This window comes from Lactiplantibacillus fabifermentans DSM 21115 (assembly GCF_000498955.2).
In the GTDB taxonomy this organism is placed as follows: domain Bacteria; phylum Bacillota; class Bacilli; order Lactobacillales; family Lactobacillaceae; genus Lactiplantibacillus; species Lactiplantibacillus fabifermentans.
In genome coordinates, this window is sequence record NZ_AYGX02000037.1 from 1 (window position 1) to 14,657 (window position 14,657).

The 14,657-nt window shown below is 45.4% G+C and carries 11 protein-coding genes; all 11 read right to left on the reverse strand.

Going from position 1 to position 14,657, the window contains the following annotated elements:
- Positions 1-184: 184 nt before the first annotated feature.
- On the reverse strand, positions 185-1,615 hold the full coding sequence (gene dnaB / locus DY78_RS02760) for a replicative DNA helicase (protein ID WP_024626186.1): 1,431 nt from the start codon (positions 1,613-1,615) through the stop codon (positions 185-187).
- Positions 1,616-1,630: 15 nt separating this feature from the next.
- A complete protein-coding gene (gene rplI / locus DY78_RS02765) occupies positions 1,631-2,083 on the reverse strand; it encodes a 50S ribosomal protein L9 (protein WP_024626187.1) in 453 nt (150 codons plus the stop codon).
- Between the two features lie 12 nt (positions 2,084-2,095).
- On the reverse strand, positions 2,096-4,108 hold the full coding sequence (locus DY78_RS02770) for a DHH family phosphoesterase (protein WP_024626188.1): 2,013 nt from the start codon (positions 4,106-4,108) through the stop codon (positions 2,096-2,098).
- A gap of 521 nt (positions 4,109-4,629) precedes the next feature.
- Positions 4,630-4,866 carry a 30S ribosomal protein S18 gene (rpsR, locus tag DY78_RS02775; protein WP_024626189.1) on the reverse strand — a complete coding sequence of 79 codons (237 nt, stop codon included), beginning with the start codon at positions 4,864-4,866 and terminating at the stop codon, positions 4,630-4,632.
- A gap of 38 nt (positions 4,867-4,904) precedes the next feature.
- Positions 4,905-5,513 (reverse strand): single-stranded DNA-binding protein, encoded by a 609-nt coding sequence (ssb, locus tag DY78_RS02780; RefSeq protein WP_024626190.1) that lies wholly within the window; start codon positions 5,511-5,513, stop codon positions 4,905-4,907.
- A gap of 35 nt (positions 5,514-5,548) precedes the next feature.
- On the reverse strand, positions 5,549-5,848 hold the full coding sequence (rpsF, locus tag DY78_RS02785) for a 30S ribosomal protein S6 (RefSeq protein ID WP_024626191.1): 300 nt from the start codon (positions 5,846-5,848) through the stop codon (positions 5,549-5,551).
- A gap of 761 nt (positions 5,849-6,609) precedes the next feature.
- A complete protein-coding gene (gyrA, locus tag DY78_RS02790) occupies positions 6,610-9,192 on the reverse strand; it encodes a DNA gyrase subunit A (RefSeq protein ID WP_024626192.1) in 2,583 nt (860 codons plus the stop codon).
- Between the two features lie 56 nt (positions 9,193-9,248).
- Positions 9,249-11,198: a DNA topoisomerase (ATP-hydrolyzing) subunit B gene (gyrB, locus tag DY78_RS02795; protein ID WP_024626193.1), complete on the reverse strand. Its 1,950-nt coding sequence runs from the start codon at positions 11,196-11,198 to the stop codon at positions 9,249-9,251.
- Positions 11,195-12,319 (reverse strand): DNA replication/repair protein RecF, encoded by a 1,125-nt coding sequence (gene recF / locus DY78_RS02800; RefSeq protein ID WP_024626194.1) that lies wholly within the window; start codon positions 12,317-12,319, stop codon positions 11,195-11,197. Before recF ends, gyrB begins: the two co-directional genes overlap by 4 nt.
- A complete protein-coding gene (gene yaaA, locus DY78_RS02805) occupies positions 12,320-12,556 on the reverse strand; it encodes a S4 domain-containing protein YaaA (RefSeq protein WP_024626195.1) in 237 nt (78 codons plus the stop codon).
- An 899-nt stretch (positions 12,557-13,455) separates the two neighbouring features.
- The gene (gene dnaN, locus DY78_RS02810) at positions 13,456-14,595 is read right to left on the reverse strand and encodes a DNA polymerase III subunit beta (protein ID WP_024626196.1); all 1,140 of its coding nucleotides are present in this window, start codon (positions 14,593-14,595) and stop codon (positions 13,456-13,458) included.
- Positions 14,596-14,657: the final 62 nt, after the last annotated feature.

The window sequence follows — 14,657 nt, forward strand, 5'->3', positions numbered from 1 at the left end:
AAGCTGATCTTTTTTGTCCGAACAGCGTTCGGATTAATTTTACAATCTACCATTAACCTTAGTTAACTATCAAGTTATGTTAACTTTTTTGTAAAGATATGTTGAAGTCAAAAAAACGCGGCTGCCAATAATAGCAACCGCGTTTTTTTACAACAATCTAAATCTATCAGCAACTTCTGCTAACCTAACCAGCTTGTTGTGGGTCTTGTGCGTAGGAAACCGACGAGAATTTATTGAATGGTTTTACAAACAATAACTTAACGGTTCCCCGCGCCCCGGCCCGGTTTTTTTCGATAATAACTTCGACTTCACCGACATCTTGGTCGTCCTCGTCTTCACGTGGATCACCGCCGTTAAAGTCACCGCCACCACCACCGAAATTGCCACCGCCGTCTTCATCATCTTCGGAACGATAATAATCTTCCCGATATAAGAAAGCAACGATGTCGGCATCTTGTTCAATTGAGCCAGATTCACGAATGTCAGATAACACCGGCCGCTTATCTTGCCGTTGTTCAACCCCACGTGACAACTGGGACAACGCAATGACGGGGATACTTAATTCCTTAGCTAGTTTTTTCATTTGCCGTGAAATTTCCGAAACTTCTTGTTGCCGACTTTCAGTGTTGCCACCTTCAATCAGCTGCAAATAATCGACGACGATCAAGCCCAAGTTACCTTGTTCTTTCGCCAACCGCCGACTTTTCGCCCGAATTTCGGACATCTTAATCCCCGGCGTATCGTCGATATAAATACTAGCCTTGGATAGACTCCCCATCGCGACGACTAAATGTTCCCACTCTTCTTGATTCAACTGCCCAGTCCGTAAATGACCGGCGTCGATACTACCTTCCGCACAAAGCATCCGGTTAACGAGTGATTCGGCCCCCATTTCCAAACTGAATAGGGCGACCGTCGTATCAGTCTTAGTCGCGACGTTTTGCGCAATGTTTAACGCAAAGGCCGTTTTCCCAACGGCCGGCCGCGCCGCCAAGATAATCAAGTTATCGGGCTGTAAGCCGGCGGTCATCTTGTCGAGTTCCGCAAATCCCGTTGGTAGACCGGTAATGTCATCGTCATTTTGATACAACCGATCGATTTCTTCCATCGATGATTGTAGGACTTCCGTGATCGACTTGAAGCCACTTTGGTTCCGTTGTTCCGACACATTCATGATGTCACGTTCGGCATCATCTAACAGCGTCGTCACGTCATCGCTTTCGGTGTAAGCTTTCGTCGTGATTTCCGTGGCTGTCTTGATTAATCGCCGCACCGTTGACTTTTGGGCAACGATTTTAGCGTAATAACCCGCATTGGCGGCCGTTGGTACGGAACCGGCCAATTCAGCGATGTAACTCATCCCACCGACATCATCTAATTGATTTTGCGCCGTCAACAAGTCGCTGACCGTCACGGCATCAATCGCTTCATCACGGTCATTCAACGTGACCATGCTTTCAAAGATGATTTGGTGCGCCCGTCGATAAAAATCTTGGGCTTCAACGAATTCCATCGCTTCGACTAACGCATCACTATTTAAGAAAATGGCCCCTAAAACCGCTTTTTCGGCTTCAATATTTTGTGGTGGGGTTTGGTCCAACACCTCATTGTTCATTTGCGGTACATCCTTTTATTTTTCGACGACGTGCACCCGAATTTTTGCAGTAACTTCGGGATGTAATTTAACTGGCACGTTGGTAAAACCTAAGACCCGGATGGGTTCTGGTAATTCGATCTTACGCTTATCTAACTTCACTTGATATTGGTCGGCTAACGCCGTGGCAATTTGCTTGCTAGGAATTGACCCGAATAAACGGCCATCCGTACCGGCCTTGGCTTTTAATTCCACGACCGTTTCATCGGCTTCCAACGAAACTTTGGTCTTTTTAGCGTCGGCTAATTCTTCGGCTGCCCGAGCTGCTTCAGACTTTTGTTCAGCTTTCAAGGTGTTGATTGCGGCTTTAGTGGCTTCTTTAGCCAAGCCTTTTTTGATTAAAAAGTTGGTTGCATAACCATCGGGAACATTTTTAACTTGGCCCCGTTTACCTTTACCACGGACATCGCTTAAGAAAATAACTTGCATATGTGCTCACTCCTAATTAGATTCTGAATTTTCATCATCACTCGCAGTCAATAAATCGATCAAAGTTTGTTTAACTTCATCAACCGACTGCCCTTCGATTTGGGTCGCAGCATTGGACAAATGACCCCCGCCACCGAGTTTTTCCATATAAACTTGGACATTGATTTCGCCCATTGACCGCGCCGAAATGCCGACACGCCCATCTTCACGACGGGTAATCACAAATGACGCATCCACGCCCGACATCGACAATAACGAGTCCGCCGCTTGAGCAGCCGTTACCGGATCATAAACTTGATCATTTTCACCGACACATAACGCCATGTCTGAGTTAACAAATTCAACGGATTCAATCAAATGGTTACGTTGTAAGTAACTATCGACATTTTCCTTCATGAATTGTTGGACTAAGACGCTATCCGCCCCCGCCGACCGTAAATAGCTGGCGGCATCAAAGGTCCGTGAACCGGACCGTAATGAGAAGGACTTCGTATCAATGACGATCCCGGTCAACATCGCCGTGGCTTCAATCTTATTAATTGGTTCCGCATCGTGTGATTGATATTCAAACATTTCGGTAATCAACTCACACGTCGAAGAAGCATATGGTTCAATATAAACCAAAACGGGGTTTTCGGGAAATTCTTCGCCCCGGCGATGATGATCAATAATCATGACGCGGTTTTCCAACCGTTCGTAGAGCTCTTTAGACATGGAGATGCTCGGCTTAGAATGATCGGCCATCACTAATAAACTTTGGTCGGTCGCTTTTTCTAACGCTTCGGCTGGTGAAATAATGGAGGCTTCAATATTTTCATCAGTCTTCAATTGGTCTAATAACCGTTGAATGTCGGAATGGACATTTTGTTCGTCCAACACGATCCAACATTGCTTATCATTCATTTCCGCAATTCGGCGAATTCCTAAACAGGCCCCCACCGAATCCATATCGGGTTGATGATGTCCTTGAACAAAAATTTGGTCGGATTGGTTCATTAATTCTTGGAGCGTCTGACTGATCATCCGCGCCCGGACCCGGGTCCGTTTTTCCATCGGATTCGTCTTCCCGCCATAGAAACGGGCTTGTTCATCTTCCGCTTTCACAACCACTTGGTCCCCACCCCGTCCAAGGGCTAGGTCCATGTTGCTTTGCGCCAGATCCGCCAAATTATTCATGTTGCGCTCGCCGTATGCAATCCCAATACTTAACGTTAAGGGGAAGTTTTGCTTCGACGTTGATTCCCGAATAACATCCAAAATTTTGAATTTATTTTCTTCCACGCGACGCAAACTGTTGGCATAGCCGAGTAAGAAGAAGTGGTCATCATCGAGTCGTTTTAAGTACATCCCAAACGTTTGCGTCCATTTGGACAACTCGTTGGTGACGTAATTATTTAAATTTGAAATATCCGTATCCGTCATTGATTGGGTGATTTCATCATAGTTATCCAAGAAAATCTGCCCAATCACCACTTTTTCATCTTCGAATTGGTCTTCCAGTTCAGCGTACTTGGTGACGTCCATCATATAGACCGTATTGGTGCTCTGTTGGACGCGCAAGTCAAACTGGTAATCATGCCAACGAATCGTCGCTGGCGCGTCTAAGTGGCCGTTAATGGCCGCTGCGAGGTCCGCATCAACGTCTTCCAGTCGATAACCAATCACATCTTGATTGCCAAAGTACCGTTGCAAATACGGATTGACCCATTCAATCGTTTGGTCCGCATTAAAGAGCATGACGCCCAACGGCATTTGAATTAACGCTTCCTGTTCGCCACGTTTAATCCGGTATGATAAATCTGATATATATTCATTAGCGCTTGAACTTAGCTCGATCAACGTATTATACGACAAGACACTCGCCATAATGATCAAAATGAGCACAATCGTCCCAAAGATCCAATTCATCAAGAAGCCCGCCACTAACGCAATTAGTGATAAGCCTAAAATGACTAATGACAATAGCCGTAATTGTTGATTTTGTAAGAAAAATGGAATGTTTTCGCGCGAAAAAAATTTTTTCATTTGAAATTCCCTCAAGGTTCTCAGTAATAGTTATATTTTATCACAAACTGGGGTCGCATTTTAGTGTTTCGACGGCTAACCACCGGATTCAAGAAACGGTCAACCACGCCTAATTTACAAACCAATCAGCTGGTTAGTTGCTGCGATTAATACCAACCTGACGCCCCACAACTACTGCGCCAAGCAATCATTAATCGTCGGGTCTTTTGAAAGTAACACACCGTTACTAAAATAGTGTCGCTACATTAACACCAACTAAGCAATCGTAATCTAGCCAGTTGTGCCTAGTAATGACACCGTGTCGATGTCGTTAGCACGCGTCTTTTGCGTGGTTACGACATGGGCCGCGTTGACTGACTGGTGCTTTTCCAGGCAATCAACCGCCTGGAAGACCGCTCTTTGGCTTCCAGGATTGCCCCACGGTGACATTGCTAGGCACAACTGGCGACTGACTCCCAGTAGTTAAAAAAGATAACAAAAAACCACAGAATTAAGATTCTGTGGTTTTTTAAATGACTGAATTAGTCTTCGGAAACGAATGGTAATAAGCCCATGATCCGAGCACGCTTGATAGCGATTGTTAATGAACGTTGGTTCTTAGCACTCGTACCAGTTACTCGACGTGGCAAGATCTTACCGCGTTCTGAGATAAAACGACGTAATAAGTCAATATCTTTGTAATCGATGTATTCGATATGGTTAGCGGCGATGAAGTCGACTTTACGACGACGACGGCCACCTCTTCTTTGTTGTGCCATTGGTGATTTCCCTCCTCGATATCAGTAGCTAAGCTACATTAGAATGGTAAATCGTCATCCGAGATATCAATTTGATCCCCATTATTGGCGAATGGATCAGCTTGGTTATTGTTCGCACCATTATTGGCGTTCGCATTCCCAGCATTGTTGTTCGTGCTTGGCGCACTTGAACTACTATTGCCACTCCCAAAAGGATTATTGTTAGCAGATGATGATTGTTGAGGAGCTGCGTTTTGGCCTTGACGATTGTACCCACCATTATTGTTGTTGTAGTTACTATTGTTACTACCACTACCACCATTTGCAGCCTGATGACGTTCAGATTCTGCGCGTGATTCTAATAATGAGAAGTTGTCAACGACCACTTCTGTAACATAGACCCGTTGTCCCTGTTGGTTTTCATAATTCCGGGTTTGAATCCGGCCATCAACCCCAACTAGTGACCCTTTATGGGTAAAGTTCGCAAAGTTTTCAGCAGCCTTACGCCAAATGACGCAGCTAATGAAATCAGCTTCACGTTCTCCATTTTGATTCGTGAAACTACGATTGACCGCAATCGTGAACGTCGCAACCGCGGCGCCACCTTGCGTGTAACGTAATTCTGGATCTCTTGTTAGTCGGCCAACAAGTACGGTACGGTTAATCATGCAGAAGTGCTCCTCTCTCAGTTAATTTCGATTTATTATGCTTCGCGTTTAACGATCATGTGACGTAAAATGTCATCATTGATCTTTGAAAGACGATCAAATTCGTTCAATGCGGCATCATCGCTAGCAGTAACGTTAACGATATGATAAGTACCTTCGTTGAACCCGCCGATTTCGTATGCGAAGCGACGCTTCGACCAATCTTTTGAATCAATTACTTCCGCACCGTTATCAGTTAAGATTTTGTCGAAACGATCAACTAAAGCTGTCTTAGCAGCATCGTCGATGTCGGGACGCACGATGTAAGTAATTTCATATTTCTTTGACTCACTCATGAAATTTGCACCTCCTTATGGACTTCAGGCCCTTCTTTTTGAAGAGCAAGGAAAGTAATCTAAACAGAGTTAGATACTCACGAATTACAAGTATAGCATCTAAATCCACAGGTTGCAAGCTTTGAAGCGGCCGACGTAACTAAGTCATCAGAACCCGTTACACTTTATATTTACGCATATTTCCCGGGAAATACTTTTTATTTCTTGAAAAAATTTCAAACTTTTTCAAAAAGCTATCCTGACGACACATCATCAGTCATCCAAAAATGGCACAATCTTGACAGAGCTTCCCAGAATCCAACTTACGTACAACTAGCATCCCACACACAACCCGATCACTGATACGCCAATTAATCACTACGTTGGCGTTTACCTTGAAGTAATACCACGCTTTCTTAATGTCGGTTACTAACAGCTAGTTTTTGATTAGACCAACCACGATTGAAAATATTCAATCACAATTTCATATACTTACGTTATTTTGAGACTGAGCTGAGATTAGCAGTTGGCTGACCGTAATGGAATCGTCCTGAAAGTGGCGTTAACGGGCGTTTTTTGGCCGTTTACACCACGGACGTCTTTTGAGACTTGGGTTTCAGGCTCAAAAAATCGGTCCAAGACCGCTTTTCAGGCTTGGACCGGTCCCAGGACAATGGAATTACGGTCAGCCAACTGCGGCAACAACCAGCTTCATCACTATTTGAAAAGGCCCATAAAAAAATGCGAATCAGCACTGGGCTGGTCCGCATTTTTGTTAAACCTTAGTTTTCATCGGTAGTATCATCCGTATCACCATCAGCTGGTGCTGGCGTACCGGTTGGTTCCGTCGTTTCAGCCGTTGATGCTGGCACGCTTTCACCATCCGGCGTCGTCGCATCAGTTGCGGCGGCCGTTTCAGCTTCTTCTGGTTCTGGATCAACCTTGGCCATCGTCGCGACTTTACCGTCACCCGTTAAGCGAATCAAACGTACCCCTAAGGTTGCCCGACCCGTTTGCGAAACGGTACTAATCCCAAAGCGAATCATAACCCCTTGATCAGTCATCACCATGATATCTTCCGCACCTTCAACGGTCGTCAAGCCAGCTAAGTGACCATTTTTGTCAGTCACATTGGCGGTCTTGATCCCTTTACCACCTCGACCCTTGATTGGGTATTCAGCGGCAGGCGTTTGTTTCCCATAACCTTTTTCGGTAATGATAAAGACCTTACTGTCCGGCTTCAAGATATCGAACCCAATGACGAAGTCGTCATCGCGTAAACGAATCCCGCGGACCCCGGCAGCCGTCCGGCCCATTGACCGAACAGTGGTTTCATCGAAACTAACGGCATAACCGTCATGGGTCCCGATAATCACATTTTGGCTACCATCCGTCACCGTGACACCAATCAATTCATCGTCATCCTTCAACGTAATGGCTTTTAACCCATTGCTTCGGATGTTGCTGAATTCTTGGACCGGCGTCCGTTTAACGACCCCTTTAACGGTCGTAAAGAACAAGAATTTGTCGGAATCATCGGCATCACCTGAAACGTTAACCACGGCTTGAATCTTTTCGCCGGAGTTGACGCCCAATAAGTTAATGACCGGAATCCCTTTAGCGGTCCGCCCGTATTCTGGAATTTCGTAAGCCTTCATCCGATAAACTTTCCCAGCGTTGGTGAAGAACAACAACACGTCATGCGTCGAAGTCGTCAAGAGATGTTCGATGAAGTCATCATCATGGACATCCATCCCTTGAATCCCACGACCACCACGATGTTGTGACTTGAATTCCGTCGTTGGTAGGCGCTTGATGTACCCATTATGGGTCAACGTAACAGCGACTTCTTCTTCTTCAATCAAGTCTTCGTCTTCAATGCTCAAGACTTCCCCGACCATTAATTCGGTTCGGCGCTTATCACCAAATTTACGTTGAATTTCTAGCAATTCTTCATAGATGATTTGGTTGATCCGTTCGCGACTCGCCAAGATGGCTTTATAGTCAGCAATCGCTTTTAACAAGTCTTGGTATTCACTTTCAATCTTTTCGCGTTCCAAACCGGTCAACCGGACTAACCGCATGTCTAAGATAGCTTGGGCTTGCTTATCAGATAAGCCGTAGTTTTCCATTAATTGGTTTTTAGCGATTTCACTCGTTTGGGATTGACGAATAATCGTAATGATTTCGTCAATATGATCCAGCGCAATGCGTAACCCTTCTAAGATATGGGCCCGCGCTTGGGCTTTCTTCAAATCGAATTGGGTCCGCCGGCGAATGACATCTTCTTGGTGTTCCAAGTAGTAGATCAAGATTTGCTTCAAGCTTAAAACTTTCGGCGCCCCTTTAACGATGGCTAACATGTTGAAACCATAATTGGTTTGCATCAATGTCATCTTGTAAAGGTTGTTTAAAATAACGGAAGCACTGGCGTCACGGCGGACGTCAATGACGACCCGCATCCCTTCACGGTCAGATTCATCGTTGATATCAGTAATACCTTCGATTTCTTTGTCCCGTGCTAAAGAAGCAATCCGTTCGATTAACTTCGCCTTGTTGACCATATAAGGTAATTCGGTGACGATAATCCGTTGCTTGCCGTTCTTTTGTTCTTGAATGTCCACTTTCGCCCGAATAATAATATTCCCGCGTCCATGTTCGTAGGCTTTCCGAATCCCAGATTTACCCATGACGATTCCGCCAGTTGGGAAATCAGGGCCCGGTAAGACTTCCATCAAGTCCGCCGTCGTAGCATCCGGATTATCCATCAACAAGTGGATGGCCGAAATAACTTCGGACAAGTTATGCGGTGGAATATTGGTGGTCATCCCGACCGCAATCCCCGTGGCCCCGTTAACTAATAAGTTCGGGAACCGCGCTGGTAAAACGGCGGGTTCACGTTCCGTATCATCGTAGTTAGGTTGCCAGTCGACGGTATCTTTATTGATATCGCGCAACATTTCAACGGCAATCTTACTCATCCGGGCTTCGGTATACCGCATCGCGGCCGCCCCATCACCATCGACAGACCCAAAGTTACCGTGACCATCAACTAACATGTAGCGGTAACTAAAGTCTTGTGCCATCCGGACCATTGATTCATAAATCGCGGAGTCCCCATGGGGGTGATACTTCCCCATGACGTCCCCGACGATCCGGGCTGACTTTTTATAAGGCTTGTCGGGAGTAACCCCTAATTCGCTCATTCCATAAAGAATGCGCCGGTGAACTGGTTTCAAACCGTCCCGAACGTCCGGTAACGCCCGCGCCACGATAACACTCATCGCGTAGCTTAAAAATGACGTCCGCATCGTCTTGGACAAGTTCACATCTGTGATTCGCGTTGGTAAATCCGCATCAGCCAAGTCTTTCATCCTCCTTTGCCTGTGTTGTGCTTATTAGCGTATTTTAAATTTAATTATTAGACGTCGAGGTCTTGAACAAACTTAGCGTTGTCTTCGATAAATTGACGCCGGGGTTTAACTTGATCCCCCATTAACATTGAGAAGACATCATCCGCATCAGCGGCATCTTCATCACGCACGCGCAATAAGCGCCGACGTTCGGGATCCATAGTCGTTTCCCATAATTGTTCCGCGTCCATTTCACCAAGCCCTTTATACCGTTGAACAACTGGTTTTGGTGACGGTGCTAATTGCCCCATCACTTCACTCAATTCTTCATCGGAATCAATATAACGGACAAATTTACCTTGGCGAACTTGATACAACGGTGGTTGGGCGATGTAGACAAAGCCGGCATCGACTAATGGCCGCATGTAACGGTAGAACAAGGTCAACAATAACGTCCGAATATGGGCCCCATCGACATCGGCATCGGTCATGATAATCAACTTATGGTAGTTGGCTTTGCTCAAGTCAAAGTCGCCACCAAAGCCGGTCCCCATTGCCGTGAACAAGGAACGAATTTCTTCGTTAGCTAAGATCTTATCGATACTTGCTTTTTCAACGTTTAAAATTTTCCCCCGGATAGGCAAGATGGCTTGCGTTAACCGCGACCGTCCTTGCTTAGCCGAACCACCGGCGGAATCCCCTTCGACAATGAATAATTCACTGATTTCAGGATCTTTACTAGAGTTATCGGCTAACTTACCTGGTAAATTACTAATTTCCAAGCCGCTCTTCTTCCGCGTAACTTCCCGGGCGCGCTTAGCCGCGACCCGCGCTTTGGAAGCGAGCATCCCTTTGTCGACCACTTTACGGCCAATGCTTGGGTTTTCCATCAAGTACTTGTTGAAATGTTCTGAGAACAAGCGATCAACCGCTGCCCGGGCATCCGAGTTACCAAGTTTAGTCTTAGTTTGCCCTTCAAATTGAGGGTCCGGATGCTTGACACTAACGACCGCCGTCATCCCTTCACGGACATCTTCACCAGATAAATTGGCGTCGCTGTCTTTTAAGAGATTATTTTTACGCGCATAGTCATTAATGACCCGCGTTAAAGCACGTTTGAACCCTTCTTCATGGGTCCCACCTTCATACGTATGGATATTGTTCGTGAAGGTCATCAAGTTGCTGTGATAATCATCGGTATATTGCAACGCGACTTCCACCGTGATCCCTTTTTGTTCGCCTTCGACATAAATCGGTTCCGGGAACAGTACGGATTTATTCTTATCCAAAAATTCAACGTAGTGGCGAATCCCACCTTCATACAAGAAGTCTTGTTCAGTCGGTTCGTCTGGACGATTATCACGAATTGAAATTTGTAAGCCTTTGTTTAAGAAGGCCAATTCGCGAATCCGCGTCGTCAACACATTAATGTCGTAAGTCGTCGTTTCACGGAAAATATCAGGATCTGGTAAGAAGTGCACCGCGGTCCCATGCGCATCCATTGGCGCATCGGTCGCGATGACTTTCATTGGCGTCTTCACCTTACCGCGGGTAAAGTCCATGTAATAGACTTTGCCATCACGCGTCACTTTGACATCTAATTCCGTGGACAAGGCGTTTACAACGGATGCCCCGACCCCATGGAGCCCACCAGAAACTTTGTAGCCGCCACCGCCGAATTTCCCACCGGCATGTAGAATCGTATAGACCGTTTCCAAAGCGGGTTTCCCAGTTTTCTTTTGGATATCAACGGGAATCCCCCGCCCATTATCGGTGACAGTGATACTGTTGTCTTTTTCAACGGTCACATGAATCTTATCGGCAAATCCCGCTAAGGCTTCATCGATCCCGTTATCGACAATTTCCCAAACTAAATGATGGAGACCTTGACTACTCGTGGTCCCGATATACATCCCAGGCCGCTTACGGACGGCTTCTAGGCCTTCCAAAACTTGAATTTGGCTGGCGTCATATTCGCGCGCTTGTTCAAGCTTGGTTTCTTTTTCGTTTTCGGTCAATGCGGTTCCTCCTCATGTAAAATACCATGGCTAACTTCAAATACTTTGGGTTCATTGATTAACTTTCGCGCCACGCCATCTAAACTCGGCGTCGTCAAGAAAGTTTGAACTTTATCTTGGATAGCTGTCAGCAAATGCGTCTGCCGGGCAGCATCGAGTTCTGATAACACATCGTCTAAGAGCAAGACTGGATATTCACCGGTCTCCGCTTTCATCAAGTCAATCTCTGCTAATTTAACGGACAGCGCCGTCGTTCGTTGTTGGCCTTGGGAGCCAAACGTCTGAACATTTTTACCGTTGACGCTAAATTGCAAATCATCGCGGTGCGGCCCCAGTAAGGTCGTCCCTTGAAAAATTTCTTTGGCTTGTTGTTGGGCATAACCGGTTTGCAGCGTCTGGTAAAGTTCTTCGACACTACCTAATTGATCATCAGCTAAATGAGTCGCGTAATGAAAAGTCAGTTGTTCTTGATCTTGCGTAATTTCCGCGTGCACTTGTTGGGCCCAATGCTCAAGTTGCTTAAGTAGCTGCAACCGTTTCGCAATAATCTCCGCGCCAAACGCCGCTAACTGATCGGACAAGACGCCTAAATAAACTTTATCTTTAGCCTCATGCCGATTGAGCTGGCGTAAGTATTGGTTACGTTGCTTCAAAATGGTGCGATACTGACTTAAGTTATACAAATACTTCGGGCTCATCTGGCCAAACTCCATATCCATAAATCGCCGTCGCACCGCGGGGGCCCCTTTGACGATGGATAAGTCTTCCGGGGCAAACACGATGACGTTTAAGTTGCCGATATATTGAGATAATTTAGCTTGTTCCAAATGATTAACTTTGGCCCGCTTACCTTTTTTGCCGAGCGTCAACTCCAGCGGCACGCTCCCCGTCGCTTTATGTAGCCGACCTTTGAGCGTTGCCGTATTCGTCTGCCAACGAATCAGTTCCTTATCGTTAGCGGTCCGATGACTGCGCGTTAACGCTAAAACGTAAATTGCTTCGAGCAAATTCGTCTTACCTTGCGCATTTTCACCTAATAGGACGTTGACTCCTTGATTAAAGGACACGGCTAAATCGGCGTAATTACGAAAATCATGTAGTTCCAAATTTTCTAAGTACATCTAATCAGTCGATTCTGTCTGATTTGAGCGAATAAAAAATGATCCGTTGTCCGCAACTTCAATCGTATCGCCGGGATAAAGTTTGCGACCACGCCGATCATCGGGTTCACCGTTCACCAAGACGGTCGTTTCTTTTAGGAACCATTTGGCTTGGCCACCGGAACTGATGATGGCCTCTTCTTTTAAAAGTTGCCCTAATGTAATAAAGGGCGTTGCAATTTCTACTGGCTGTTTCACAATCTCACCTGCCTAACCTTTCCATCTCAAGCTGTTAAACGTGTGTTGGTAGGCCTGAAGACAGGCCTCAACAGGTTATATTATACCTGTTTTTTACTGAAAATTCAATTTATAACCGCATTCAGAGCCATTTTAAGCCGATTTAAGCAAAACTAATGTCGGGGTACTAGGTTGGGGGTAAATTTGCTAAAATTCGCCAAATTCGCGATTTTTAACAAAATCGACCGAATTTTTACGTTAAAATCCATTTGAAAATGGGCTTTTCAGCTATGTGTCTGAGACATTGCTTTCAGATACTGAATAGTTGCCGCTGCCCGCTGACCGTAATTCCAGCCGCTATGAGGACCGGTCCAAGCCTGAGAAACGGTCTTGAACCTCGCTTTTGAGCCTGAAAACCAAGTCTCAAAAGGCGTCCGTAGTGTAAACGGGATACAGCCCAATCCCGTCAACGCCACCTGCATAGCGACTTCCATTACGGTCAGCGGGCAGCTAGAATGTCTTTCGATAATAATGGTGCCAATCTAATTCGGTTTGGTAGTCGTGTCCATTTGTGGTGAACATTTTTTTATTGTGAAGTACGGTTAACTTGCTAACTGTCAGCCTTCTAAGACTTTTGTCGCAACTCGACTCCCACCTAGTCAATTTACCGAAATTTTCTAAAAGCCCAGTACTACTCTTTCAAATGCCCAGACGCTTTATTGGGCGCCAACCTTTCCGTCACAATTTAACGTTATGCATAAATACAATTCAGTCTCCGAAACGATATAACTTCAAAAGTTACATCACCTGCAAAAGCAGTTGTACCATGCCAACCGCCAATTAATTTAATATGCAAAAAGGCGGTCAATCTGTAATAGATTGACCGCCTTTTTTAGTTGTTTGTATATTTATTCAGCTAATTAAAAGGTCCGTACTGGGGTGATTAATTGAATAAAGTTTTCGCCTTCTTCAGTTGGCACTAAGGTGAATGGCCGTAATGCCATCGTGAAGGAAATCTTGATCATGGCTTGGCCAAATGACCGTAACGCTTCTTTCATGTAGTCCGGGTTGAATGAAATTTCCAATTCATCACCAGTTAATTCCGCGGGATGTAATTGTTCCGTTACTTCACCAACATCGGGCGAGTTCCCAAAGACCGTAATTGTTTTGTCGCTGGGATTCACTGAGAAACGAACCACGTTATTGCGGCTTTCGTGTGAAAGTAATGACGCCCGTTCGATCGCAGCGGACAAGGCCGGCGCTTCAATTTCAACCGTCGTGTTGGATTCTTTCGGAATTAACCGCGACGTATCTGGGTAGTTACCTTCCAACAAACGCGAATAAAACGAAGTGTTGCCTAAGACAAATAATACTTGGTTTTCCGATAACCGCATTTGAACATCGGGATTATCATCACCGATCATTCGGGAAAGTTCAGTGAGGCTCTTCCCAGGAATAATCACGTCATAGTCGGCGTTATTGGCTTCGGGCAACTTAATTTTACGTTGGCTCAAGCGATGCGAATCGGTGGCAACGGCTAAAAATTCACCATTACTTAAAATAAAGTGAACCCCGGTCAAGATTGGCCGACTTTCTTGGTTAGAAACCGCAATAACGGTTTGGCCAATCAATTCTTTGAAAACGTCACCAGCTAAGGTCAACGTATTAGTCGTATCAATTTCTGGTAAATGTGGGTAATTTTCAGGATCTAAGCCGTTAATCGTAAACGAGGCCGCGCCTGAAGTGATCTGCGTTTGAAAACCGTCTGTGACGGCAACGGTCATCGTATCTTCAGGTAACTTTTTAACGATTTCACTGAAGAAACGGGCTGGTAAGACGATGGCTCCAGCATCTTCAACGACTAACGTATTGTTGTCATCATCAGCTGGAATGGTCGTTTCAATCGAAATATCAGCGTCACTACCCGTTAAAGTAATGCCATTCGTACTAACGTCTAACTTTAAGCCCGTCAATATTGGAATTGTGGTCTTGGATGAAATCGCGCGTTGCACGTTATTTAATTCTTTAATAAATGCGGATCGATTGATCGTGAACTTCATAATAAATCCTCTCTTCATGGACGATACGAGTCTTATATAAACTAATAGATAAAAAATCGTAG

Coding starts and splice junctions, on each gene's coding strand:
- dnaB (WP_024626186.1), bottom strand. CDS start 1,615: ATGAACAATGAGGTGTTGGACCAAACCCCACCACAAAATATTGAAGCC.
- rpsF (WP_024626191.1), bottom strand. CDS start 5,848: ATGAGTGAGTCAAAGAAATATGAAATTACTTACATCGTGCGTCCCGAC.
- DY78_RS02770 (WP_024626188.1), bottom strand. CDS start 4,108: ATGAAAAAATTTTTTTCGCGCGAAAACATTCCATTTTTCTTACAAAAT.
- recF (WP_024626194.1), bottom strand. CDS start 12,319: ATGTACTTAGAAAATTTGGAACTACATGATTTTCGTAATTACGCCGAT.
- ssb (WP_024626190.1), bottom strand. CDS start 5,513: ATGATTAACCGTACCGTACTTGTTGGCCGACTAACAAGAGATCCAGAA.
- rplI (WP_024626187.1), bottom strand. CDS start 2,083: ATGCAAGTTATTTTCTTAAGCGATGTCCGTGGTAAAGGTAAACGGGGC.
- dnaN (WP_024626196.1), bottom strand. CDS start 14,595: ATGAAGTTCACGATCAATCGATCCGCATTTATTAAAGAATTAAATAAC.
- rpsR (WP_024626189.1), bottom strand. CDS start 4,866: ATGGCACAACAAAGAAGAGGTGGCCGTCGTCGTCGTAAAGTCGACTTC.